This is a genomic window from Streptomyces sp. NBC_00376 (assembly GCF_036077095.1).
Taxonomy (GTDB): domain Bacteria; phylum Actinomycetota; class Actinomycetes; order Streptomycetales; family Streptomycetaceae; genus Streptomyces.
Window position 1 is genome coordinate 8,164,934 of sequence record NZ_CP107960.1, and the last position, 23,486, is coordinate 8,188,419.

At 71.6% G+C, this 23,486-nt stretch carries 18 protein-coding genes; 5 read left to right on the forward strand and 13 right to left on the reverse strand.

Features of this window, described 5'->3' with window-relative positions; genetic code table 11:
- Positions 1-139 precede the first annotated feature (139 nt).
- Entirely contained in the window at positions 140-1,411 is a 1,272-nt protein-coding gene (locus OG842_RS36585; RefSeq protein WP_266734693.1) for a cation:proton antiporter, read from the reverse strand.
- 129 nt (positions 1,412-1,540) lie between these two features.
- Positions 1,541-2,002, reverse strand: a complete 462-nt coding sequence (locus OG842_RS36590) for a Crp/Fnr family transcriptional regulator (RefSeq protein ID WP_266734692.1) — start codon at positions 2,000-2,002, stop codon at positions 1,541-1,543.
- Between the two features lie 256 nt (positions 2,003-2,258).
- Between OG842_RS36590 and OG842_RS36595 the strand changes: the two genes are divergently transcribed.
- The 4 genes from OG842_RS36595 (at position 2,259) to OG842_RS36610 (ending at position 8,113) form a co-directional block, all read left to right on the forward strand.
- Positions 2,259-3,134: a universal stress protein gene (locus OG842_RS36595; RefSeq protein WP_266734690.1), complete on the forward strand. Its 876-nt coding sequence runs from the start codon at positions 2,259-2,261 to the stop codon at positions 3,132-3,134.
- 148 nt (positions 3,135-3,282) lie between these two features.
- Positions 3,283-4,170, forward strand: a complete 888-nt coding sequence (locus OG842_RS36600; RefSeq protein WP_266734689.1) for an oxygenase MpaB family protein — start codon at positions 3,283-3,285, stop codon at positions 4,168-4,170.
- A 35-nt stretch (positions 4,171-4,205) separates the two neighbouring features.
- Positions 4,206-6,449, forward strand: coding sequence for a serine/threonine-protein kinase (locus OG842_RS36605; protein ID WP_266734688.1), 2,244 nt, complete (start codon positions 4,206-4,208; stop codon positions 6,447-6,449).
- 119 nt (positions 6,450-6,568) lie between these two features.
- Positions 6,569-8,113: a phytoene desaturase family protein gene (locus tag OG842_RS36610; protein ID WP_266734687.1), complete on the forward strand. Its 1,545-nt coding sequence runs from the start codon at positions 6,569-6,571 to the stop codon at positions 8,111-8,113.
- Between the two features lie 10 nt (positions 8,114-8,123).
- On the opposite strand, the gene OG842_RS36615 is transcribed toward OG842_RS36610, so the two are convergent.
- From OG842_RS36615 to OG842_RS36665, 11 genes are all read right to left on the reverse strand, one after another.
- Positions 8,124-9,098 carry an acetylxylan esterase gene (locus tag OG842_RS36615; protein ID WP_323185842.1) on the reverse strand — a complete coding sequence of 325 codons (975 nt, stop codon included), beginning with the start codon at positions 9,096-9,098 and terminating at the stop codon, positions 8,124-8,126.
- A 4-nt stretch (positions 9,099-9,102) separates the two neighbouring features.
- Entirely contained in the window at positions 9,103-11,535 is a 2,433-nt protein-coding gene (locus tag OG842_RS36620; RefSeq protein WP_266734686.1) for a polysaccharide lyase 8 family protein, read from the reverse strand.
- Positions 11,536-11,542: 7 nt separating this feature from the next.
- Entirely contained in the window at positions 11,543-12,694 is a 1,152-nt protein-coding gene (locus OG842_RS36625) for an SGNH/GDSL hydrolase family protein (protein ID WP_266734685.1), read from the reverse strand.
- Positions 12,691-13,770: a right-handed parallel beta-helix repeat-containing protein gene (locus tag OG842_RS36630; RefSeq protein WP_266734684.1), complete on the reverse strand. Its 1,080-nt coding sequence runs from the start codon at positions 13,768-13,770 to the stop codon at positions 12,691-12,693. The genes OG842_RS36625 and OG842_RS36630 overlap by 4 nt, the downstream gene beginning before the upstream one ends.
- Positions 13,767-14,369, reverse strand: a complete 603-nt coding sequence (locus tag OG842_RS36635) for a DUF624 domain-containing protein (protein ID WP_266734682.1) — start codon at positions 14,367-14,369, stop codon at positions 13,767-13,769. Before OG842_RS36635 ends, OG842_RS36630 begins: the two co-directional genes overlap by 4 nt.
- 5 nt (positions 14,370-14,374) lie before the next feature.
- Positions 14,375-16,360, reverse strand: a complete 1,986-nt coding sequence (locus tag OG842_RS36640) for a heparinase II/III family protein (RefSeq protein ID WP_266734681.1) — start codon at positions 16,358-16,360, stop codon at positions 14,375-14,377.
- A 3-nt stretch (positions 16,361-16,363) separates the two neighbouring features.
- Positions 16,364-18,154 (reverse strand): heparinase II/III domain-containing protein, encoded by a 1,791-nt coding sequence (locus tag OG842_RS36645; RefSeq protein WP_266734680.1) that lies wholly within the window; start codon positions 18,152-18,154, stop codon positions 16,364-16,366.
- Positions 18,142-18,906, reverse strand: a complete 765-nt coding sequence (locus OG842_RS36650) for an SDR family NAD(P)-dependent oxidoreductase (RefSeq protein WP_266734678.1) — start codon at positions 18,904-18,906, stop codon at positions 18,142-18,144. Before OG842_RS36650 ends, OG842_RS36645 begins: the two co-directional genes overlap by 13 nt.
- An 84-nt stretch (positions 18,907-18,990) precedes the next feature.
- Positions 18,991-19,914 carry a carbohydrate ABC transporter permease gene (locus tag OG842_RS36655; protein ID WP_266734677.1) on the reverse strand — a complete coding sequence of 308 codons (924 nt, stop codon included), beginning with the start codon at positions 19,912-19,914 and terminating at the stop codon, positions 18,991-18,993.
- Positions 19,901-20,869 carry a carbohydrate ABC transporter permease gene (locus OG842_RS36660; protein ID WP_266734676.1) on the reverse strand — a complete coding sequence of 323 codons (969 nt, stop codon included), beginning with the start codon at positions 20,867-20,869 and terminating at the stop codon, positions 19,901-19,903. The genes OG842_RS36655 and OG842_RS36660 overlap by 14 nt, the downstream gene beginning before the upstream one ends.
- 12 nt (positions 20,870-20,881) lie before the next feature.
- Positions 20,882-22,150 (reverse strand): ABC transporter substrate-binding protein, encoded by a 1,269-nt coding sequence (locus tag OG842_RS36665; protein WP_266734675.1) that lies wholly within the window; start codon positions 22,148-22,150, stop codon positions 20,882-20,884.
- Positions 22,151-22,375: 225 nt separating this feature from the next.
- Here OG842_RS36665 and OG842_RS36670 point away from each other — a divergent pair, with 225 nt between their 5' ends.
- Positions 22,376-23,485: a LacI family DNA-binding transcriptional regulator gene (locus OG842_RS36670; RefSeq protein WP_266734674.1), complete on the forward strand. Its 1,110-nt coding sequence runs from the start codon at positions 22,376-22,378 to the stop codon at positions 23,483-23,485.
- Position 23,486 lies beyond the last annotated feature (1 nt).

A 23,486-nucleotide genomic window follows, 5' to 3' on the forward strand; every position in this document is an offset into this window, starting at 1 on the left:
TCCATGACCGCTGAACACAGTCAGGGTCACGACGGAAGTGTGACGACACGCCTCAGCGCTGCCCTTCGACGGCGTCCGGAGAGATGTCGTGGCCCTGGCTCGCCTGGTTCCTGTGCGCCGACACCCTGCCGGACGGTGCTCATGGTGTGTGACCGGGGTTGGTGCCCGCCGTCATGCCCCGGACGGGCAGAGCGTTCACGGCCGGGCCCGCGGTGGGCGCGCCGGTGGCCTTCGAGGCTCTGCCGTAGCGCTGGGCGAGGGGAGTGGACGTGATGCCGTGTGCGAGGACGCTGAGCAGCACGGTGCAGGCGACCACCGGGACGATCGTCCGTGCGGCGGACGGGGCCAGGTCCTCGACCGCCAGCAGAGCGAAGATGACGGATGCCAGTCCACGCGGACCGAACCAGCCCACGAACAGGACGGTTCTTCGGTCCAGACCGCTTCCGGTCAAGGACAGAGCCACCGGCACCATGCGCAGCACCGTCAGGCTCAGCACCGCGTAGAGCAGTGCCTGCCAGGTGAGGTGAGTGACGGCAGCCGGCACCAGCACGGCGCCGAAGAGCAGCCAGACCAGCACGGAGAGCAGCGAGGCGGACTGCTCGACGAACAGCAGCACGTGCTGTGAGGCGGCGTGTGCCGAGCCGAAGGCCAGGCCGGCGATGAAGGCGGCGACGAAACCGTTGCCGCCGATCGCGATGGCCGAGGTGTAGCTCAACAGGGCCAGCGCCAGGACGCCCGGCCCGGCGACGCCTTCGGTGGTCCAGCCCCTGCGCAGGGCGGAACGCAGCAGCCACCCGGCCGTCAGCCCCAGCACCGTGCCGTAGGCCAGGCCGATGGCGAGTTCCACCAGGGCGCCCTCGGAGGCATGGGCGCTCGACGTGCTTCCGGCCGCGGCGACCGCGGCGAGGGCGATGACGACGAACGGGGTGGCGATGCCGTCGTTCAGGCCGCTCTCGACGTTGATGAGCCGGCGGATCCTCTCGGGCACCACCGGATCGACCATCATCGTGGCGCCGAGCGCGGCGTCCGTCGGGGCGAGTGCGGCCCCGACGTACAGCGCGGCCCAGCCCGACACACCGGGGAGCAGGGCCGTGGCCATGAGCGCGCCGAGGCCGATGCACATCGGCAGGGCGAGCAGCAGGAGCCGCACGTACAGACCGAGGTCGGGACGGAGCGCCCGGAAGGACAGCCGTGCGGCGTCGGTGAAGAGCACCCAGGTCAGGGTGGTCTCGGCGAGCGCCCGTACCGTACCGGGCGAGGGGGCCAGGTCCAGTACGCCGAGCCCTTCGGCCAGCAGCAGGCCCAGAGCCACGAACGCCACGGGGGCGGTGAGTTCGACGCGTGCCAGTCGCTGCGAGTAGAGACCCCAGAGGAAGAGAAGGAGGAGAATCAGCGAGAGGGTTCCATCCACCGTGCACTCCGTGATCGTGGCCGCAAGGCCGACGGAGGGCCGATTCTCGGTGGTCGCGGTGGTATGAGGGTCCAGCCGGAGGGTGTGACCGCAGCTTTCACCCGACTGGGGTCAGGGCGGCGGTACGGATCACACGAGGCCGCCACCGCCGTGCGGGGCGTAGAGATCGAGGAGACGGACCCGGGCTGCCTGCAACCGGTGGGCGAGGACCTGACCGACCCAGTGGCCGATGGCCGAGCCGAAGGCGGGATCGGCGTCCATCGTCATCCGTACCGTCGCCGCGTCGAACTCATGGGTACGGACGGGCGTCATCGCCTCGGCCCCGAGGTGCCAGATGTACGGCTCGAACAGCCATGACCAGCCCACGAGTTCGCCGGGCCCGAGGTTCTCGATCGAGGCCGGCGAGCTTTTGGGGACGCGGAAGTCCAGCGTGACGGTGCCCGAACGCAGGATCCAGAAGCGGTCCGCGTGGTCCCCCTCGTTGAAGAGGCGCGCGCCCTCCTCGAAATTGACCTCCTGCCCCATCTGCATCAGGCGGGCACGGTACGAGGCGGGCAGGGCCGAGGTGATACGGGTGGGAGAAGCGCTCATGGCGGGTGGCCTCCTCTGCGGCTTCCGAGGGCTTCCGTGAGCACCTCCCGGCGGGTTCCGCCCGATGCGCCGCCTCTCCACTATCTGCCTCCCGCGCACCCCGGGCCAGCCGGATGGCGCCCTCCAAATGCGCCGCCGGAGGATCTGGGGTACTTGTCGGATGAAGAGGACCCGTGCCCGGCGCGTCTGCGCAGCTGCTCGACCCCGTCGATCCTCTGCCGCCGTTCCGGTTCCCTGAGAGACGGAGGCATTCGTCATGGAGCCAGTCGTCACCGTCGGCCTCGACGGGTCGCCCGAGAGCCTGGCAGCCGCCCATTGGGCCGCCGACGAAGCCGAGCGGCGCGAACTCACGCTGCGCCTGCTGCACGCATGGCCGCTGCTGGTGGAGGAACCGGCCGACGTTCCCGCCGAGAAGGACCAGAACTACTGGGCGAGACGGATCGTGGACAACACCCGGGTGGAACTCCAGGCGCACCACCCGGGCCTCACCGTCGTCGGTAGCCTGGTCGCCGACGACGCCGAGCACGCCCTTCTGCAAGCGGCATCGGAGTCCGAGATGACCGTGCTCGGTTCGCGTGGGCTGGTGCCCGTGGAGAGCTATTTCCTCGGTGACATCAGCCTGCCCGTCGTGGCCCGTGCCGAGCGGCCGGTGGTCCTGGTACGGGCCGGTGCGGGGGACGACGGCCGACAGCCCGCCCCGAGCGGAACGCGTGGCGTGGTGGTGGCGCTCAAATTGCACGGGCCCTGCGACAACCTGCTCCGATTCGCCTTCGAGGCCGCCGCCGCGCGCGGCATGCCCCTTCGGGCCGTCCACGGCCGGAGCCTGCCGGTGGACGCGTACGTGCCCTGGGGCGTGGACCATGACGTGGCCGAGGAAGTCGTCCAGGGCGCGCAGAAGCTCCTCGGCCGGACCCTCCTTCCCTGGCGTGAGAGGTTCCCGCAGGTGGACGTCACCGACGGCACGGCACTGGTGAGCCCCGCCAAGGCCGTCGTGCAGGCCGCCGAGGGTGCCGATCTGCTGGTCGTCGGCCGGGGCCGGCGCCATCGTGGCCCGGCACCGTCCCTGGGCCCCGTGGCCCAGGGCGCCATCCATCACGCACGCTGCCCCGTCGCGGTCGTCCCCCACGAATGACGCGAGGACCCCTGCCGGGCCGGTGCGGCGGTGATCGCCGGGGCGTGACCGGGCGGGACGGGGGTCTGGAGCTTCCGCCCCGTCGCGCGCATCCTGTGGGGGCGTACGGCATACGTACGTACGCCGCCGAGCGGGAGGTACGAGCGACATGGTGGACGCCGACCCGGGGCTCTTCGGGCCCGAATCCGTCACCTGGCAGATGCACGGCGACCCGATGATGTGGATCGCCGGAGTCCGGGCGCTCTACCTCCAGGCGCTGCACCCGCGCGCCGTACGCGGCGTCGTGCAGAACTCCGACTTCCGCAAGGACGCCTGGGGAAGGCTGATGCGCACGGCCGGCTTCGTCGGCACGATCACCTACGGCACCACCGAGGCCGCCGAGCAGGCCGGTGCCCGGGTCCGCAGGATCCACCGGCTCATCAAGGCCACCGACCCGCGGACCGGGGAGAGCTACGGCGTCGACGAGCCCGAACTGCTGCTGTGGGTGCACTGCGCGGAGGTGGACTCCTACCTCCAGGTCGAACGCCGGTCCGGCTTCCCGCTCACCGCCGCCCAGGCCGACCGCTACGTCGACGAGCACCGCCACAGCGCCCGCCTCGTCGGCCTCGACCCCGTGGACGTCCCGGCCACCACCGCACAGCTCGCCGCCTACTTCGAGTGCGTACGTCCCCGGCTCGCCGCGTCCGCGGAGGCGCTGGACGTCGACGACTTCCTGCGACGGCCCCCCGTCCACCCGCTGCTCGTACCGGCGCGGGCCCTGCTGTGGCGGCCAGTCGCGGCACTCGCCTACCAGTCACTGCCCCCGTACGCCCATGAGCTCTACGGCAGACCCGCCGCACCGGCGCACACCGTCGACCGGCGCCTGCGCACCGCCGGAGCCCTGCTGCGCCGCATCCCCGCCCGGCTCCGCTGGCGGCTCCCGCCCGGACACATTCTGAACGCGATGGCCCGGCTCGGTCCCGGCAGCCGCCCCACCCCGTACAAACTGCGCAGCCGGGCCGCCATACTGGACGGGCCGGGGAGGGCGCAGCAGTAGACAGCAGGCGGAGCAGACGGGGGCGACAGCAGGCGATGGCGGACACCAGGCTGATCCAGAGCCGGTACCGACTGCTCGATCTGATCGGGCGCGGGGGCATGGGGGAGGTGTGGCGCGCCCGCGACGAGTCGCTCGGCCGCCACGTCGCCGTCAAATGCCTGAAGCCGATGGGGCCCCAGCACGACCAGTCCTTCACCCGCGTCCTGCGGGAACGCTTCCGTCGCGAGGCCCGGGTCGCCGCCGCGCTCCAGCACCGCGGCGTCACCGTCGTCCACGACTTCGGCGAGCACGAGGGCGTCCTCTACCTGGTCATGGAACTCCTCGACGGGCGCAACCTCAGCCAGCTCCTGGAGGACAACAAGCAGCACCCGCTGCCGGTGCCGGACGTCGTCGACATCGCCGAACAGGTCGCCGACGCCCTCGGCTACACCCACCAGCAGGGCGTCGTGCACCGCGACCTCAAGCCCGCCAACATCATGCGGCTGGCCGACGGCACGGTGAAGATCTGCGACTTCGGCATCGCCCGGCTCGGCCACGACGTCGGCTTCACCTCCCGTCTCACCGGCACCGGCATCGCCATGGGCACCCCGCACTACATGTCGCCCGAGCAGATCAGCGGCGGCCAGATCGACCACCGCAGCGACCTCTACTCACTGGGCTGCGTGCTCTACGAGATCGCCACCGGGGTACCGCCGTTCGACCTCGACGACGCCTGGGCCGTCCTCGTCGGACACCGCGACACCCAGCCCCGCCCGCTGCGCACCCACCGGGCCGAGCTCCCGGGCTTCTTCGACCGTGTCGTGCTGGAACTGCTGGCCAAGACCCCCGAGGAGCGGCCCGTCGACGCGGGCGACCTCCGGCAGCGGATCGCCGTCGGCCGCACCGGCGAGCAGCCGCACCTGCCGCCCACCGGGCGGGTACCGCTCGCACCGCCCGTTCCCGTCGTGCTCCCGGGGCAGCAGCTGCCCGCCTGGGCCCGCTCCATGACCACCGGCCACAGGGCGACCGGAACCCACGCCGTGCTCGCCCCGCCCGACCACTGGGCAGGGCTCACCGGCGAGTGGACCACCGGCACCGACCTGCGCAGCCTGACCGGCGAACTGCCGCCGGCCGGGGCCGAACGCCCGACCCCGTCGCCGGAACTGCTGTCGGTCCTCGCCAGCCGGCACAGCGCGGGCCTCAACCTGGGCCGCCTCGGCCACTGGGAGGAGGCTGGCGAGGTGCATCGCGCGGTCGCCGCCGAACGGGAGCACGCGCTGGGCCCAGACCACCCCGACACGCTTGCCAGCCGTTACGAGATCGGCTTCACCCTCAGCCGCACCGGACGTGCCTCGGACGCCCTGCGGGAGTTCGAGCGCGTCGCCCGGGGCCGCGAGCGCATCCTGGGCCCCGACCACCCGGAGACCCTGGCGGCCCGCCAGGAGTCGGCGTACGTGCTGGGCCGGCTGGGCCGGCACTTCGAGGCCCATCAGGTGTACGCGGAGGTGCTCGCCTCCCGGGAACGGTCGATGGGCCCCGACCACCCCGACACCCTGCGCTGCCGCCACAACCTCGCCTTCAACCTCGGCAGGCTCGGCCGCCTGGAGGACTCCTACCGGATGGCCAGGGACGTGGCGTCGGCCCGCAGCCGGCTGCTCGGCGCCGACCACCCCGACACCCTGGTCACGCTCTACGAGGTGGCGTACACCCTGGGCCGGCTGGGGCGCTGGACGGAGGCCCTGCAGGCGTACCGGGAAGTCGCCCGGGCCCGGTCGAGATCGCTCGGCCCCGACCACCCCGACACGCTCTCCGCCCGCTACGAGGTCGGCATCAGCCTCGGCCGCCTGGGCCGCAGCGCGGAGGCCCTGGAGCTGTACCGCACCCTCGTGGCGGACCGGACCAGGGTGGGCGGCGCCGCCGACCCCGAGACGCTCCGCGCCCGCCACGGCCTCGGCGTCAACCTGGGGCGCCTCGCCCGCTGGGAGGAGGCGCTGGCCGAGGCGCGCGACGTGTGCGCGATCCGCGAACGCGTGCTGGGCCCGGACCACGCGGACACCCTCGTCAGCCGCCGCGAGGTCGCCGTCGGCCTCGGCTGGCTCGGCCGCTGGGCCGACGCCCTCACCGTCTACCGCACCGTCGCCGAGGCCCGCGACCGGCTCCTGGGCGCCGGCCACCCCGACGCCCTCGCCGCCCGCAACGACGAGGCGCACTGCCTGGAGCAGCTCGGCCGGGGAACGGAGGCCGTCGAGCTCTACCGGCAGGTCGCGGCGTTGCGCAGCGGGCAGCAGCCGCCGAACTGACGCGGCAGCACGGCCTTCGGTCACACGGCAGGCCGGCGCTGTGCAGCGGGCAGCGCCGCCGCACCGACCGGGCCCCACGTCCTCTGGCCACGGGCGATCGCGCCGTGCTACGAAGGGTCATGCCCGCACCCGACAGCTATGACGCAGTGATCGTGGGCGGCGGCCACAACGGTCTGGTCGCCGCCGCATACCTCGCCCGTGCCGGACAGTCCGTGCTGGTCCTGGAGCGGCTGGCCACCACCGGGGGAGCGGCCGTCTCGACCCGCCCCTTCGACGGGGTCGACGCCCGCCTGTCGCGCTACTCGTACCTGGTGTCCCTGCTCCCGAAGAAGATCGTCGGCGATCTCGGACTGGACTTCGCGGTACGGAAGCGGACCGTCTCCTCGTACACCCCGACCGTGCGCGGCGGCCGCGCCACCGGGCTGCTCGTCGGCGGGGAGGGCACCCGGGACTCCTTCGCCGCGCTCACCGGCTCCGACCGGGAGTACGAGGCGTGGCAGCGGTTCTACGGGATGACCAGGCACGTCGCCGAACGGGTCTTCCCGACCCTCACCGAACCGCTGCCGGGCCGCGACGCCCTGCGCGAGCGGATCGACGACCCGCAGGCCTGGCGGACGCTCTTCGAGGAGCCCATCGGCGTCGCCGTCGAGAAGAACTTCACCGACGACCTGGTACGCGGAGTCGTCCTCACCGACGCCCTGATCGGCACCTTCGCCGACGCGCACGATCCGTCGCTGCTCCAGAACCGCTGCTTCCTCTACCACGTCATCGGCGGCTCCACCGGCGACTGGGACGTCCCCGTCGGCGGCATGGGCGCGCTCACCGACGCCCTGGCCCGCGCCGCCCGCGAGGCCGGGGCACAGATCCGGGTCCGGCACGAGGCGACCCGGATCGACACCGACGGAACACGGGCCGAGGTCACCGTCCGCTCACCCGAGGGCGAGCAGGTCGTCGCGGCCCGCAAGGTCCTGGTCAACGCCTCCCCGCAGGCGCTCGCCGCCCTCCTCGGGGACGAACCGCCCGCCCCGGCCGAGGGCGCGCAGCTGAAGGTGAACATGCTGCTCACCCGGCTGCCGCGGCTGCGCGACCGCTCCGTCGACCCGCGCGCGGCCTTCGCCGGGACGTTCCACATCGCCGAGGGGTACGGGCAGCTCGCCGACGCCTACCGGGACGCCGCGGCGGGCCGGCTGCCCGCCGCCCCGCCGTCGGAGATCTACTGCCACTCGCTGACCGACCCGTCGATCCTCGGTCCGGACCTGGCCGCCCGCGGCTACCAGACCCTCACCCTCTTCGGTCTGCACACCCCCGCCCGGCTCTTCGCCACCGACAACGCGGCGACCCGCGCCGAACTGCTCGCGGCGACGCTCGCCCAGCTCGACGCGCACCTGGACGAACCGGTCACCGACTGCCTGGCCCGCGACGGGAACGGCGAGCCGTGCATCGAGGCGAAGACCCCGCTCGACCTGGAGCGGGATCTGCGGCTGCCCGGCGGCCACATCTTCCACCGGGACCTCGCCTTCCCGTACGCCACCGGGTCCACCGGCCGGTGGGGGGTGGAGACGGCACACGCCAATGTGCTGCTCTGCGGGGCCGGCGCGGTGCGCGGCGGCGGGGTCAGCGGGGTTCCCGGCCACAACGCCGCGATGGCGGCGCTGGGCCGGTGACCGTGGTGCGCTACCGGCCGAACACGCCCCGCAGCGCACCGAGCTTGCGCGGCAGGTCGTACTCGGCGCCGCCCTCGTGCCCGTTGTACGTGAACACCTCGATCTGCGCCGGGCCCGCATAGCGGTGGTAGGCGGCAAACACCGTGGACGACGGGCAGATCTTGTCCATCAGGCCGACCGAGAACCACGCCGGGGCACTCGCCCGTGCCGCGAAGTTGACCCCGTCGAAGTAGGACAGCGTCTCCATCGCCTCGTCGATCCGGAAGCGGTGCCCGGACAGCCAGCGGGCGATCTCCGCGTACGGTCCGGCGTCCGTGATCTGCGAGGCGCGCCGGTAGTGGCAGAGGAACGGCACATCGGCGACGGTGGCCACGATGTCGTCCCGCAGCCCGGCGACGGCCAGCGCCAGCCCGCCGCCCTGGCTGCCGCCGAGCACCGCCACCCGGGAGGCGTCCACCGCGTCATGGGCCTTCGCCGCGTCGACCGCCCGCACCGCGTCCGTGATCAGCCGCCGGTAGTAGTGGCGGTACGGGTCCTCGATGCCGCGGGTCAGGAAGCCCGGCGAGGAGGAGCCGTGCCCGTCCGGGCCGATGTCCGGGGTGTCCGCGGTGTTCTTGCCGCCGCCGCCCTGGCCCCGGTTGTCCATCACCAGATGGGCGTAGCCGAGCGCGCTCCAGGTCAGCCAGGAGTACGGGATGCCCCGGCCGCCGTTGTAGCCGATGTACTGCACCACGGCGGGCAGCGCGCCGGAACGCGTCTTCGGCAGCATCAGCCAGGCCTTGACCGGCTGCCCGCCCCAGCCCCGGAACGTCACGTCGAACACGTCGACGGTCGCGAACCCGGCGTCGTGCAGGACGAACTCGGCGTCAAGGTCGTGGCGGGCCGTCTCGGTGAGCGTCTTCTCCCAGAAGGCGTCGAAGTCGGCCGGCTCCTCCGGTTCCGGCCGGTAGTCGCGCAGCCGGTCCAGAGGCATGTCGAACAGCAAGGGTCTAGCTCCTCTTCAGGGTGAGGTTGAGGGTTGCACCGTGGCGTCCGGTGGTGTCGGCGGTGATCCGGATGCCGCTGCCGGTGGAGCGGGCGCTCACGCCCGGATCGGCGGAGACGACGCTCAGGCCGCGCTGCGCCAGGTCCAGCACGACCGAGGACCGCAGCTGTGTCGGGTCGGACAGCGACACCTTCACCGTCTTCCCGTCCGGGCGGACCAGCACCGAGGCGGGGCCGTCCGAGGACAGCTCCTGCACGGTGCCGGCCGTCCAGAAGTTCGCGGCGACCAGCCCGTCCGCGCAGCGGCGCACCGCGTGCACGGAGGTGGAGCGGGCGATCAGCTTCACCGGCGGCGCGGCCGACCACTGCTCGGTCCGCTCGGCCGAGGCGGCCGGGGCCTGGAGCCAGAAGTAGCCGGCCCCGCTCGGGGCGGCGCCGTGGTCCTGCCACAGCGTCAGGTACGGGCGGGTGACCGAGGTGTCCGTGCCGTACTTGAGGTTGATCTCGCGCCAGGTCGCGGTGCGGTCCTCACGCAGACCGTTCAGCGTGACGGGCTCGGGGAAGACGTAGCCGCCGGTTCCGGCCACATGCAGCCACCGCACCTTGTCGATACGGGCCGACCAGCCGGCGTCCGTGGGCGCCGCCGTGCCGTTGACCAGCAGGGCGGCCTTCGGGTCGCGCAGCTTCCGGTTCTCCACGACCGTCTCGGCCGTGCCAGCGTCGGCGTCGATGCCCGAGCCGACGCAGGCGATCACGTCGTCCAGGCAGAACCAGCTCTTCAGCCCGTGCAGCGAACTGCCGTACGCGCGCAGCTCCATGCCGTACGCGCCGAGCGTGGTGCCGGGCAGCGCGGTGCCGCCCGCCCAGTCTGCCGTGCTGGTGGTGCGCTGCCCCGCCGCGTCCGCGGGGCGCCCGGCGATGACCGTGGTGCCGGGCAGCCGGGCCGGGTCGACGGTCGGCCAGTAGTCCTCGCTGTAGTGCCCGAGGTCGTCGGTGTAGAGCAGGACCATGCCGTCGGACAGGTGCCAGGCGTGCAGGTTCTCGTTCTGGATCGACTCGTAGTTGTAGATCCGGGACGAGTACGCGGAGATGCCGAGCGCGAACGACGGCCGGTGGTGGGCGGCCTTGTCCATCCGAGGGTGCTGCTTGTGCGCGACCAGCGGCCCTCGCGCCGGCACCGTGGAGGCGATGACCTGCCGGGCGGCGACCAGCGAGGCGAGGTCGGTGACGGCCAGGAAGTCCCGGTAGGTGTCCTCGGCGATCCACTGCTTGACCAGGGAGGTGAACCGGTCGGCCGTCTCGCCGGGGAAGCTCGGGATCAGCCGCACCACCGCCTCGATGACCGTCTGCGCCGACACATGGCCCTGCTTGCTGGGCCGGGCGATCTCGCGCCCGCACACCGAGGCCATCACGTCGCCGCGCACCAGCAGCGGGTCGAAGCCGTCGTCGACCCAGCCGCGGATGTTGTCGAGGTCGGGGTCGGTGACCGCCCACTCGGTCCCGGCGAGGAGGTTCAGCAGCCGGGACAGGTTGTTCAGCAGCTCCTTGCCGTACCCGCCGTTGTACGGGTGCTTGTAGTGCTGGAGGAACGAACCGTCGGAGTAGAAGCCCTCGCCGGTGCCCTCCGCCGCGGCGCTCGCGTCGTTGAAGGCGAGGACGCTGTTGGCGCCCGAACCCTCGACGTCCGAAAGAGCGTCACGGACCCGGGCCAGATCGCCGCCGGTCCCGGTGAGCACCGCGTTGACGGCGACCACGGTGGAGATCCAGACCCGGTTGGCGCCGGTGGCGATCTGCCGGTCGGCCCGCCAGAGGTTCGGGTCGGGTGTGTAGTGCCGTACGGCCGCGGTGATCCGGCCGAGCCGCTCCGTACCGAGCGCGTCGTACAGCAGAACGGTCGCGTCGTTGAGGGCGAGCGCGGAGCCGATCTCCCAGTCCCAGTCGTTGTCGAACCGGGTGTGGCCGGCGCCGTAGCGGTTGGTCAGCATCCAGTCGATACCGGCCAGCAGCAGATCGCGCAGCGCGGTGTCGCCGTACTGCGGGGTGCCGGGGACGGCCCACGCGGTCGCGACCGTGGCGAGCCGTTTGAACGACGTCGTCACGTGGTTGGAGAGCGTGGTGCTGGTCAGATCGGGGAACAGCCCGTCGGTCCGGGCCGGGTCGAGGCCCTTGGCCGAGGTGGTCGCGGCCTTGCCGATCCTGGCCACGGCCGCGGCGATCTGCGGGTCCGTCAGGTCGAGGCCGGGGCCGCCGGTGAGCAGCGTGTGCCAGCGGGTGCGCAGGGCGGTGGCGTCGTCGATGACGGCGGGCCCTTCCGCAGCGTGCGCGGTGGACGCGGCGGCGGTGAGCGCCAGCGGCAGCGCGGCGGCCGCGCCGAGAGCCGCCGCACCGGCGAGAACGGTGCGGCGGGTGGTGCCTGGAGTGGTGCCCGGGTTCGTCATGCGGCCCTCACAGGAGATTTCGGCGGTCGACGGCCGCTGCCAGCGCGGCATGACCGGAAGGATTGGGGTGGAGTCCGTCCCCGCTGTCGTACGCGGGCAGCAGCCGTGCCGGGTCTGCCGCATCGCGCAGTGCCGCGTCGAAGTCGACGACGGCGTCGAAGACCCGGCCGGTGCGCACCGCCGCGTTGATCCGCTGCCGCACCGCTTCGAGCTCCGGCGTCCAGCGGGTCCAGCCGCCGAACGGGGCGATGGTCGCGCCGACCGTCCGCAGCCCGGCGTTGCGGGCGCGCAGCACCAACTGCCGGTACCCGGCCAGCACGCGCGCCGGATCGGTCTGGCTCGGCGGCTGCTGGAGGTCGTTGACACCGAGATGGACGAGTACGGTGCGCAGTCCGGGCAGGGACAGCACATCGCGGTCGAAGCGCGCCTGGCCGCCCGGCCCGAACCGGGCGTCGTCCAGCAGCAGCCGGTTGCCGCTGATGCCGAGATTGGCGACGGCGGAACCGGGAAGCCGCCTGGCCAGCTGGTCGGGCCAGCGCAGATCGGCGTCGTCGGGGGTGCCGACGCCCTCCGTGATGGAGTCGCCGAGCACCGCGACCACGGGCCCGTGCGCGCCCGTCACCTCGACGCCGGTCAGCAGGAACACCGAAGTGGTGCGCTCGCCGTCCACGGAGTGCGAGGCATGGGTGTTGCGGTGGAAGGAGAGCGGACCGGTGGGGCCGGGGAGCCTGGTCTCCACCGTCAGCCGCGCCCCCTCGGTGACCCGCAGTCCGGCGACAGCGTCGCTGGTCAGCGTGGAGCCCGCGGCGAGCCACGCCTGCTGCCGCCCGCCGAACGTCACCGGCAGGCCGCCCGCCGTCACCGGGCCGACGAGGACCGGGGCCGTGCCGAAGGCGTGCCCGTAACGCAGCCGGACGGTTCCGCCCGCGGAGAGCCGTACGTTGGCGACGCAGGTGCCGTCGGTCAGGCCGGCGCTCGCCACCGTGTCCGTGGCGGTGGGCGCGGTCTGCGCGGTCGACCAGGACGTCGTCCACCGCGACCGGCTCGCGCCGCCGCCCGACCGCTCGGCCGCCTGCGCCCCCGGCGCCGTGGCCGCGACCGCCGCCAGAGAGGCCGCCGCCGTCAGTACCCCGCGTCTCGCGGGTCCCCGCCCGGTCACTGGGGGCACGCACCCGTCGGGTCGTACTCGCTGCCGTAGGTGCCGACCGCGTCGCCACCGGTGTTGCCGCTCATGGTGTTGGTGCACACCGGACCTTGCGGGGTGCGCATGAACTTGATGCCGCCGCCCGCGTTACCGGTGATGGTGTTGCCGTAAATACTGGTGTCGATGCCGTCGGTCGCGGTGTCACCGCCGAGCCGGATGCCCGCGCCGACGTTGTCGTGAATGGTGTTGTAGCGGAAGATGTTGCCGCTGCCGCGCGCGTCCAGGCCGCCGGAGCTGGAGTCCTTCTGACCGCTGCAGTCGTTGTACTCGACGTAGTTGTTGGTCGAGTTCTCCTTCACGTCGACGCACTCGTTGCCCTGGGTGGCGATGGTGTTGTGATGGATGCGGTTGTTCTTGCTGATGTCGGGGGCCGCGTCCGGGGCGCCGTTCGCCCCCTGCTGCTCCGGGGCCGTGCCGAGGTAGATGCCCTCACCGTTCTTGCCGCCACCGCCGAACTTGAAGTCGGCGACCCCGCAGTTGGTGATCGTGTTGTCGGAGATGTCCGCCCCGGTCACCAGATAGCGCACCCGAAGGCACTCGTCGGCGGCGTTCTTCAGCGTCATCCCGGTGATCCGCAGCGCGCCCACCCCGTTGCCCGGGGTCGTGCTCATGACATAGATGAGTTTCAGGCGGTACCCCGACACGTCGCCGGCCGAGCCGTGCAGTCCGTCCACGGTGAAGCCGCTGAGCGTCGTCGAGTCGTGCTGCACCTGGATGATCCGGGCGTCGCCGGCCCCCTTCACCACGGCGTTCGCCGGACCGGTGATGGTGACACCGGAGCGCTTGGTCACGACGTCCTGCTTGTACGTACCGGCGGCGAGGTTGACCACCGCGCCCGTCGGCGCCAGGTCGACCGCCTTCTGGATGGTGGCGAGCGGGGCGCCCGCCGACGTACCGGCGTTGGAGTCGCTGCCGGACGGCGACACGTAGTACGCGGTGGCGGCCTCGGCGGCCACCGAAGGCGGGGGGAAGGCGAGCGGTGCGCCGGCGGCGAGCGCGGCGACGAGGGTGGTGCGCAGTACACGGCTCATGGGGTGTGCCTCCTGGGGTCTGCGAAGGACAGAGCGAGCAGTACGGGGATGCTGGGGCCGAGGAGCAGGGGTCCCAGCGGTACGACGAGGGAGATCAGCGCGGCGGAGACCACCGCGCCGAGCAGTGCGGTGCCACGGGCCGCCGAGCCGAAGCCGAGGGCCAGCGCACCGCGCGACCAGGTGCGGACCGTGCCGCGCGGCGAGCGGCCCGCCTCGGCCGCCAGCGCCACATGGTGGATCGTGAGCGCGGCCGCGATGCCCACCTGCGCGGCGAGCAGCACGAACGTCCACGGCTCCGGACGGCCCAGCAGATGGACGATGTTGGCGGCCAGGACGATGCCCGCCGCGGTGGACGCCAGGCTGTGGCGCCACAGGGACCGCCAGTACTGCGGGAAGGCGGCGAAGGTGTTGGTGAAACAGCGGCTGTCACCCTCCGCCCGCCACCGCTGGAGGGCGTGCCCCATCGCGGCGAGCGCGGGGAGCCAGGTCACGACACCGAGCGACAGCAGGGTGAAGGCGGCCCCGGCGGCTGCCGGATAGGCCACGAACTCCAGCCGCCGCAGCAGCGTCGGCCAGCCGGACGAGAGGGTTGCCTGCATGGTGATCAGCCGACCTTTCCTGTGTACGGCTCCGGGACATCGAGCAGCACGCGGCCGTCCAGCTCCAGCCGGGTGGCCGCCACCACGTACGGGGCCGAGCCCTCGGCCCCGAGCAGCACCGCCGCCGCGTCGGCCGACACCGTCGCGGTACGGATCCGGCGCTCGACGGGGGAGAGGAGCACGGTCTCCTCGCCGAACGTGACGCCCTGGCCCTGCGCGCACTCCACCCGCTCGGCCGGGGCCGGTGCCGGGCCCGGGACGATCGCGGTGAGGAAGAGCGCCTGTGCCGAGGGCGCGGTCGTCGCACGCAGCGTGTGCAGTGTGCGGGTGAGACGCAGCTCCGGCGTGCTCGACGTCGGGTTCGCCTCGACCTCGGTGGCCTCGGAGACGACCGAGGCGTCCTGCGGCGCGAACCGCCGTACCAGGGCACAGGCCGCCCCGGACCGGATCAGCCGACTGCCGTCGGGCCCGGGTTCGGTGGGCCGGTCGGTCTGGAGCAGGAACGACCACTCCCGCTCCGTGTCCGCCTCGGCGAGGTCCAGCAGCACGAGCCGTCCCGACGGGGTGAACACCAGCGTCCGGTCCAGCCGCCGCACCCCGAGCGCGGGGTCGTACATCGCGGCGATCTCCGCCGTCGCATGCGCCCACCCGCAGTCGGGACCGGCGAGCACATCGCGCTGCCGGGCCTGCCGCTCGTACGGGATGTCCTTGTAGACGTGGTAGCGGTCCTCGTCCGCGTACCCCTGGCCGTCCACCAGCAGCAGATTGTGGTGCGCGGCCCGCTTGCGGTTGCTGTAACCCTCGTCGACCGCGAGGAACGCACCCTGCGACACCAGCACGAACGAGCCCGAATCGGGGTGGTGGTGACCCTGGTCGAGGGTCTCCCAGCCCAGTTCCGCACGGTGCTTCGCGGAGGTCTCCCACGCCTTGTGGCCGCCGGCGGGGCTCGCCTTGAACGAGACGAGCGTGGCGTCGTCGTCCCATCCGGTACGGGCCGCGAGCAGACCGAGATCCGGGAAGAACGCCCGGGTCTCGGTGGGACGGGCAGCGGCCACCGACGGGTCGTACCAGAGGTATTCGAGATACGCCTCCGGCAGGATCCCCGGCCGCACCCCGCTCTCCGCCGCCTCCTGCCACAGCAGTTCACCCGAGGCGAGATCGCCCAGCCACTGTGCCTGCGCGATCCCGTACTGCGCCGCGAGCCGGTAGTACAGGCCGGCGCTGTGTCCGCTGCGCCGGTCGTGGCAGTCGCCGTGGTCGACGTTGAACGCGAAGCCGGGAGCCAGCTGGTGCAGCCGGTAGCGGAAGGTGTTCGAGAGGAAGCCGCCCCGCCCCCACCAGTCGATGCCCTCCGCCTCCTGGAGGAGGTCCAGGTGGATGGCGAGGAAGGGCACGCCGTAGCGCCAGTAGACGACCCCTTCGGCGTGCGAACCGTCGTCCGGCATCAGATCGAGGACCGTACCGAGGTTGTCCTTGGCGCGCTCGGTCCACTCCTCCTTGCCCAGCACATAACCGGCCGTCGCCAGACCCGCGTAGCAGATCCAGTTGTGGTTCTGCCAGTACGACGACGACCACCAGCGGCCCTCGCTCGCCACCGCGAACTCGTACATCCGCCGCCCCTGGAGCAGCAGCTTGTACCGCAGCAGCGCCCGCACGCCGTCCGGTAGATCGTCGCCGATCCACCGGTAGGCGAGCGAGAGATGGTGCAGCAGCCAGCCGGCGTCCAGATCGTGGTCCGGCATATGGGCCTTGCCCCAGTGCGGCAGCCGCACCGCGGCCTCGATCCAGCGCCGGCTCTCCGCCAGGTGGACCGGATCGCCGCTCACCCGGTAGGCCAGCGCCGGGTTGGAGGCGGCGGGGCCGAGCCAGGTGATGCTGGCCAGGGGATGCGTACGAGGCGGGGTCAGCCCGCGGTGGCGGGCGGCCTCCTCGTACAGCCGCGCCTGCTGTGCGGGGCGCGGGCCGGGCGGCGGGGTCGCCGAGAGCAACAAGGGTCAGTCCTCCGTCCGGAACCGTGCGCTACCGCCGTCGGTCAGCGAGACCGTCAGCACCCCGTCACCGTCCAGCCGCACATCGGCCACGGCGGGCCCGGCCGACGCCGCCTGGTACACCGACGCGAAGGTGACCTCCTGCGACCGCGCGGTGAAGTCGACCCGGGTGCGCACCCGCTGCGGGTCGTCGGCCGGACCCGGGCCCGGCCGGGAGACCGGACGCACGGTCGCACCCGGGGTGTGGGTGTGCCAGCCGTGCAGGGTCTCGTCGCCGTACCAGGTGGTGCGGACCTCGCCCGAGGCCTGGAGCTGGACGTCCAGCGCGACACCTGGGCGCAGCTGCGCGGTGAGGCGCCGCTCGTCCTCGGCCCGCACCGTCAGCAGATCGACCAGATAGCCGTCACCGAGCACCACCCGGCGCACCGCGCGCACACCCTCGTACGCGGTCGTCACCTCGGCGGTCACGGACGAACCGTCCGAACCGAGCAGCCGCCCGGTGCACTCGGCCTGTTCGCCGCCGTCCACCCGGAACGCCGGATGGGCCTCGGTCGATGCGTACAGATCGCGGAACTCGGCGTGCGCGTAGGGCACTTGGCCGGGGTCGGGCTGCCACGGGGTGGTGTCGCCGTACAGATACAGCGACAGCTTGTCGCGATGGCCGTGCGAACCGCCGTGCGGACCGAAGTCCAGCAGCGCGTGGACGCCCGCGTGGTGCAGCACCGCGTACCCGGCGGTCGGGAACACCGTCACCGCACCGGGGGCGGGGCGCTGCGGCAGCGGCGGGCCGGCGAACCAGCCGTCCAGCTCCCGGTCGAGCCCGTCGTCCTGCGCGCCGAGCTCGGCACGCGCCCGGCCGGCCACCGCCTCAAGAGCCGGTGAAGGCGCCAACTGCTGGGCCAGCGCAACGAGTTCGAGCCACTCCAGGGCGAGTGGACCACGCAGATACGGGCCGTCGTGCAGCGCCGGCAGGATGCCGCCCGGCGTGGCGATCGCCGCCAGCACATCCGTCATCCCGGCCAGCACGTCCACCACGTCCGACGGCACGGCCGCGGGGTCGGTGCCCCGCAGCGCCAGCAGCGCCGCCCGCAACACGAACCCGTGGTAGTACGTGCTGCCCTCCCACTCCCAGCCGTCATCGGCGACCGCGACCCGCAGATGCGCGTACAGCCCGTGCTCGCCCTCCAGCCACTGCCCGGCACCGTCCCACTCCTGGCCACGGGCCGCCGCAGCGCCCCGACTCGCTGCCACACCGGCCGCGTTGAGCCACGCGGTGTAGTTGGAGGCGAGGTGGCCCTGACCGGTGAGCACGTCCCGGGCGTCGAGAGCGGCCCGCTCCAGCGCGTCCAGCAGCGGCAGCACCGGCGCCAGGTCCTCGGTCGACTGCTCGGCGAGCGTGATCACGGCGTGCCCGACGTTCACCGCCCAGATGGCGTCGGTCAGCGCCTGGTGGAAGAGCCGGCCGCGCAGCATCCAGGACTGGGCCTCGCCGTGCCGCTCGGTGGCCAGCGAGGCGTACAGCCCCGCGTACTCCACCAGCCGCGACACGGACTCGGCGCGCTCATTGCGGTGGGCGAGCACCCGCAGGTGCCGCGCCCACGCCTGGTGCGAGAGCACCAGCCAGGCGCCGCGCACCGCCTCGTCGTCCACCCGGCAGCCGTACGCGCAGCGCGCACCGCCCTCGGGGAACACCCCGCAGAGCAGGTCACCGTGGTCGAGCTCCACGCCGTGCGCCGGGCAGACGTACGCGTGCCACCAGCCGCCCCGCTCCCGGGCGATCCGCCTCAACGCGGCCACACGCCACCGTCGATGTCCACGGTGGTGGCGGTGAGGAAGCCGGACGACGGCGAGGCCAGGTGGACGACCGCGGCGCCGACGTCCTCGGGGGTGCCGGCCCGGCCGACCGGGATGCCGGCCTCCATCGCCTGCTGCGCCTCGGGCGCGGTGAACGTGTCGTGGAAGGCGGTGCCCTTGATGAAGCCGGGCGCGACGGCGTTGACGGTGATGCCGGTGGAGCCGAGCTCCTTGGCCAGGCCCTTGGTGAAGCCGCGCACACCGGCCTTGGCCGCCGCGTAGGCCACCGAGCCGGGGCCGCCGCCGTTGTGCGCGGCCAGCGAGGCCATCGTGATGATGCGGCCGGCCGACGACTCCTTCAGATGGGGGATCGCGGCGCGCACGGTGCGGAACGTGGACGTCAGATTGGTGGAGAGGACCTGGTCGAAGTGGTCGTCGGTCATCTCGGCGATGGTGGCCCGGCCGATCAGATGACCCGCGTTGCAGACCAGCACGTCCAGCCCGCCGAGGAAGCCGGTCGCCTCTTCGACGAGCCGGTCCACATCGCCGGTCACCGTGACATCGGCCTTGAACGCCTTCGCCCGGCGGCCCAGCGCCTCGATCGCCGAGACCGTCTTCGCGGCCTCGTCGGCGGAGGAGTGGTAGTGGACGGCGACGTCCGCACCGGCCTCGGCGAGCGCGACGGCGATGGCGCGGCCGATGCCGTGGCCCGCCCCTGTCACCAGTGCGCGGGAGCCGTTGAGATCAGCAGACATGGAGTAAGTACCTTTCGAAGAACGGTCGTTCGGGCGAAAGCCGGTGACGTGGTGCCTGATCCGGTCACGGAGGACCGGAGCCGGTCACTTGAGACCGGCGGTCGCGAAGCCCTGCACGAAGTAGCGCTGGCCGATGAGGAAGAGAATGACCATGGGCAGGGTGGCCAGCGTGGTGCCGGCCATCAGGAAGTGCCACTGGGGGCCGTTCTCCGTCTTGAAGACGGAGAGTCCCACCTGGATCACCCGCAGGCTGTCCGTGCGGGTCACCAGCAGTGGCCAGAGGAAGTTGTTCCACGACGACTCGAAGGTCAGCAGCGCCACGGTGGTGAGCGCGGGTTTGACCTGCGGCGTCATGATCCGGGCGTAGATCCGGAACTCGCCGAGACCGTCGAGCCTGGCCGCCTCCTCCAGTTCCACCGGGAGGTCCAGATAGAACTGGCGGAAGAGGAAGACCGCGAACGGGGTGACGGCGCCGGGAACGATCAGCGCCCACCAGGAGTCGAGCCAGCCGCTGCCGCCCTGGCCGAAGATGTCGTTCCCGCCGGCCAGCGGCATGAAGCGGACGATCAGGAACTCCGGCAGCACCTTGGTGTATGTGGGGATCATCAGCGCGGCGATGAAGAGGTAGAAGATGACCTCGCTGCCCCGGAACTTGATCCGCGCCAGCGCGTACCCGGCCATCGACGCCACGACCACGTTGATGAGGGTGTGACTGAAGGCGATGATGAAGCTGTTGCGCGCGTACGTCGCGAACGGCGCCGCCTTCAGCGCGTCGACGTAGTTCCCGAACTCCCAGTGTTCCGGCAGCAGTCCGGCGTCCTGGGAGGCGATCTCCACCGGGGTCTTGAGCGAGGTGAGCACCATCCAGACGAACGGCACCACCATCAGCAGCGAGACGACGGTGAGGGTCACGTAGAGCGCGACCCGGCCGGCGGTGAGCGGCTTGCCGTTCTTCACCGGCCGGGACTTGCTCGTGGCCCGCGGCGCGTGCAGCTCAGTTGTTGCCACGGGTGCCTCCCATGATCCGCCGGTTGACCAGGGTGAAGCCCATCAGCAGTACGAACAGCACCAGTGACTGCGCGGAGGCGTACCCGATGCGGAACTCCCGGAAGGCGGACTTGTAGATCTCGAACGTCATCATCGTGGTGCTGTTGCCCGGGCCGCCGTCGGTCAGGATGTAGATCTGGTCGAAGGACTGGAACGCGCTGATCATCGACGTGATGAGGACGAAGAACGTCGCGGGTTTCAGCAGCGGCAGAGTGATCGAGAAGAATTGGCGCACCTTGGACGCGCCGTCCACCGAAGCCGCTTCGTACAGCTCCTTCGGCAGGGACTGCAGCGCGGCCAAGTAGATGAGCATCTTCATGCCGATGCCCTGCCAGATGCCGACCAGGATCACCGACGGCATCGCCCACGAGGTCGACGAGAGCCAGGCCGGGCCGTCGATCCCGAGGAAGGACAGGAGTGTGTTCAGCAGCCCGTTGCCGGGGTTGTAGATCCACAGCCAGACCAGCGCGATCGCGACGGTGGCCGTCACCTGGGGAATGAAGACCGCGGTACGGAAAATGCCCCTGGCCTTCAGACCGGTGTGCAGTGCCAGGGCCACGAGCAGCCCCAGCGCCATGCCGAACGGGACGGTGAAGAAGGTGTAGATGACGGTGTTGACGATGGACTTGCGGAACACCGCGTCGTCCAGCATGTCGCGGAAGTTGTCCAGACCCACGAACTGCGGCGCCGTCAGCACGTCGTACTTCGTGAAGGCCAGGACCACCGATGCGACGACCGGCAGACCGATCCAGAGCGAGGCATGCAGCAGCGCGGGCGCCACCATCAGCATGCCGGCGCGCTGCCTGCGGCGCCCCGGCCCCGTCGGGGCCCGGCCGGAGCGCTTCTTCGTGACCGTGTGCCCGGCCGGGGCGGAGGGCGGCGCGGGGCGCGCCTTCAATACGGATGTAGCTCCCACAGTGACGGGTCCTTACATCCGGCCGATCGCGGCCTCGGCGAGCCGGCCGAGTTCAGCGATGGCGTCCTTCGCCGACTGGTTGCCCACGATCGCGGGCTCCAGCGTGGGCTTGATCTTCTCGCGGATCTCCATCCAGGCGGTGGTGCCGCCCTCCGAGCACGCGTGGCCCATGCTCTGCAGGGAAAGATCGACGAACTTGTTCTCCTTCACGTAGCTGGTGTCGTTGAGATCCTTGAGACCAGGCACCGAACCGCGCTGTTTGGCCGCACCGAGGATCGACTCGGGCGTCGCGAGGTACTCGACGAGAGCGCGGGCCGCTGCCGGGTGCTTGGAAGTGGCGGACTGGGTGACGAGGGTGCCGCCCTGGAGCATCGCGGGCTTGCGGTTGGCGAGGACGAACGCTCCGAGCTTGTCGTCCTTGATCAGGTCCGGCGTCTGTTCCCCGACCTGGGTCCACAGCGCGCTGGACGTCATCATCATCGACGCCTTGCCGGTCTGTACGTTGGTCGGGGCGCCGAGGTCCGTCTTCTTGGCGTAGTCGGCGGAGCCGTCCTTGACCAGGTCCTTGAAGAACTGCAGCGCCTCGACCCCGCGCGCGTCGGTGAACAGCACCTTCTTGCCGTCCTCGCTGAACAGCTGGCCACCGTTGGCGAAGAGGAAGGTCTCCCAGCACTGGCGCAGATGGATGGAGAACGGGTCGAACCCGACCCGGCCGTTCTTGGTCAGCTGCTTGGCCACGGCGCGCAGTTCGGCCCAGTTCGCCGGGGTCTTCTTGATGCCGGCCTCGGCGAAGTGGTCCTTGCGGTAGACGACGATGCGGGTGTCGAGGACGACCGGCAGCGCGTACAGCTTGCCGTCGTACCGGGACGGCTCAAGCACCCGCTCCTCGTAGTCGTGCGCGGTGGCGAACTTCTCGGGCAGCTCCGCGATCGCCTTCTTCGCGGCGAACGGCGGGATCCAGCCCACGCCCATCATCAGCACGTCGGGCAGCAGACCGCCCGCGAGCCCCGTGGTGATCTTCTCATTGAGCTGGTCGTACGTGGTGTAGTCCACGTTCACCTTGACGTCCGGGTACTTCTTCCGGAAGCCGCCGAGTATCTCCTTCTCCAACAGCGTCTTGCCGTCGGCACCTTCGTAGATCGGGGTGAGCAGAGTGATCTCACCTTCGGCGGGACCGTCGGCGGAGCCTGCCGCCGAAGTGCCGGTTCCGCACCCGCTGAGCGCGGCGGCAGCGGTACCGGCGCCGATGGCGGCAAGCAGCGACCGTCTTTTGAGTTGCATGGAACACCCCTTTTGAGGTGGAGGCTGTGGATCGATCCAGCGATGGAACCCAGCCATGGCTGGGAAGTGCCGGTAAATCGATGCACTGATGCTAGGAACGTCGTGAGAGCGACGTCAACAGCTGATGCACATGAATTTTCAGGGATGTTAACGGGTGTACCGGTAAACGAAGTTCAGTAAATCGATACACTGGTATGGTCTAGCGAGTTCCGAACCGGAGGTGGCATGAGCGGGGTAACGATCCATCAGGTCGCGGAGGCCGCGGGGGTCTCCGCGAGCACGGTCTCCAACGTCCTCAACGGGCGGACGGACCGTATGCAGGCGGCCACGCTGGCCCGCGTGGAGCAGGTGATCGAGCAGCTCAGCTACCGGCCCAACCGAGCCGCCCGGATGCTGCGCACCGGCCGCATCAAGGTCATCGGCCTCATCGTGCCGTCGGTGGCCAACCCCTTCTGGGGGGCGCTCGCCCGGGAGCTGGAGGCCATCGCGCTCGCCGAGGGGTACCACGTACTGCTCTGCAACAGCGAGCGCGACGCGGCCCGCGAGCTCAAGTACGGCGAGGAACTGCTCGCGGACGGGGTGAGCGGAGTGGTGCTCTGCTCCTCGCTGCCCTCGCTCGACCACATGACACCGCTGCTGAGCCGTGGGCTGAAGATGGTCGCCTTCGACCGCACCGCGCAGGCGGGCGATCCGCCGTCACTGGCCTCCATCAGCGTCGACAACGCGATGGGTGCCGAGATCGCCACCCGTCATCTGATCGAACTCGGTCATCGCCGGCTGGCGTTCGTCTCCGGCTCGGTCAACAGCGTCAACCGCCGAGAACGGCTGCGCGGCTTCCGGGCCGCCCTGGAGGCGGCCGGTCTCGACCCGGCCGACGCGATCGTCTGGCCCGGCGCGGACGCCACCGAGTTCGGTGACAAGGACGCGGCCGAACTCGGACGCAACGCCGCCAGGGAGCTCCTCGGCGGCCCGCGCCCGCCCACCGCGTTCGTCGCGATCAACGACATGTGCGCGATCGGGATCTGCCGGGGTGCCAAGGACGCCGGGCGCAGCGCCGGACAGGACGTCTCCGTGGTCGGCTTCGACGACATCCTCCTCGCCGACCTCTTCGAACCGCCGCTCACCACGGTCCGCCAGCCGCTGCCGGAGATGGCCGCGGAGACCTTCCAGCAGCTGCGGGCCCGGATCGACTCGGCCCCGGCGGCCGGCCGGTCACTGCTCATCCGGCCGAGGCTGGTCGTACGGGAGTCCACGGCCCCGGCGCCGACCGGTACGACCGCCGCGATCCCGGCACCGGCCGGCGCTGGGCAGCCGGTCGCGGGCCGGACGGCGTAGC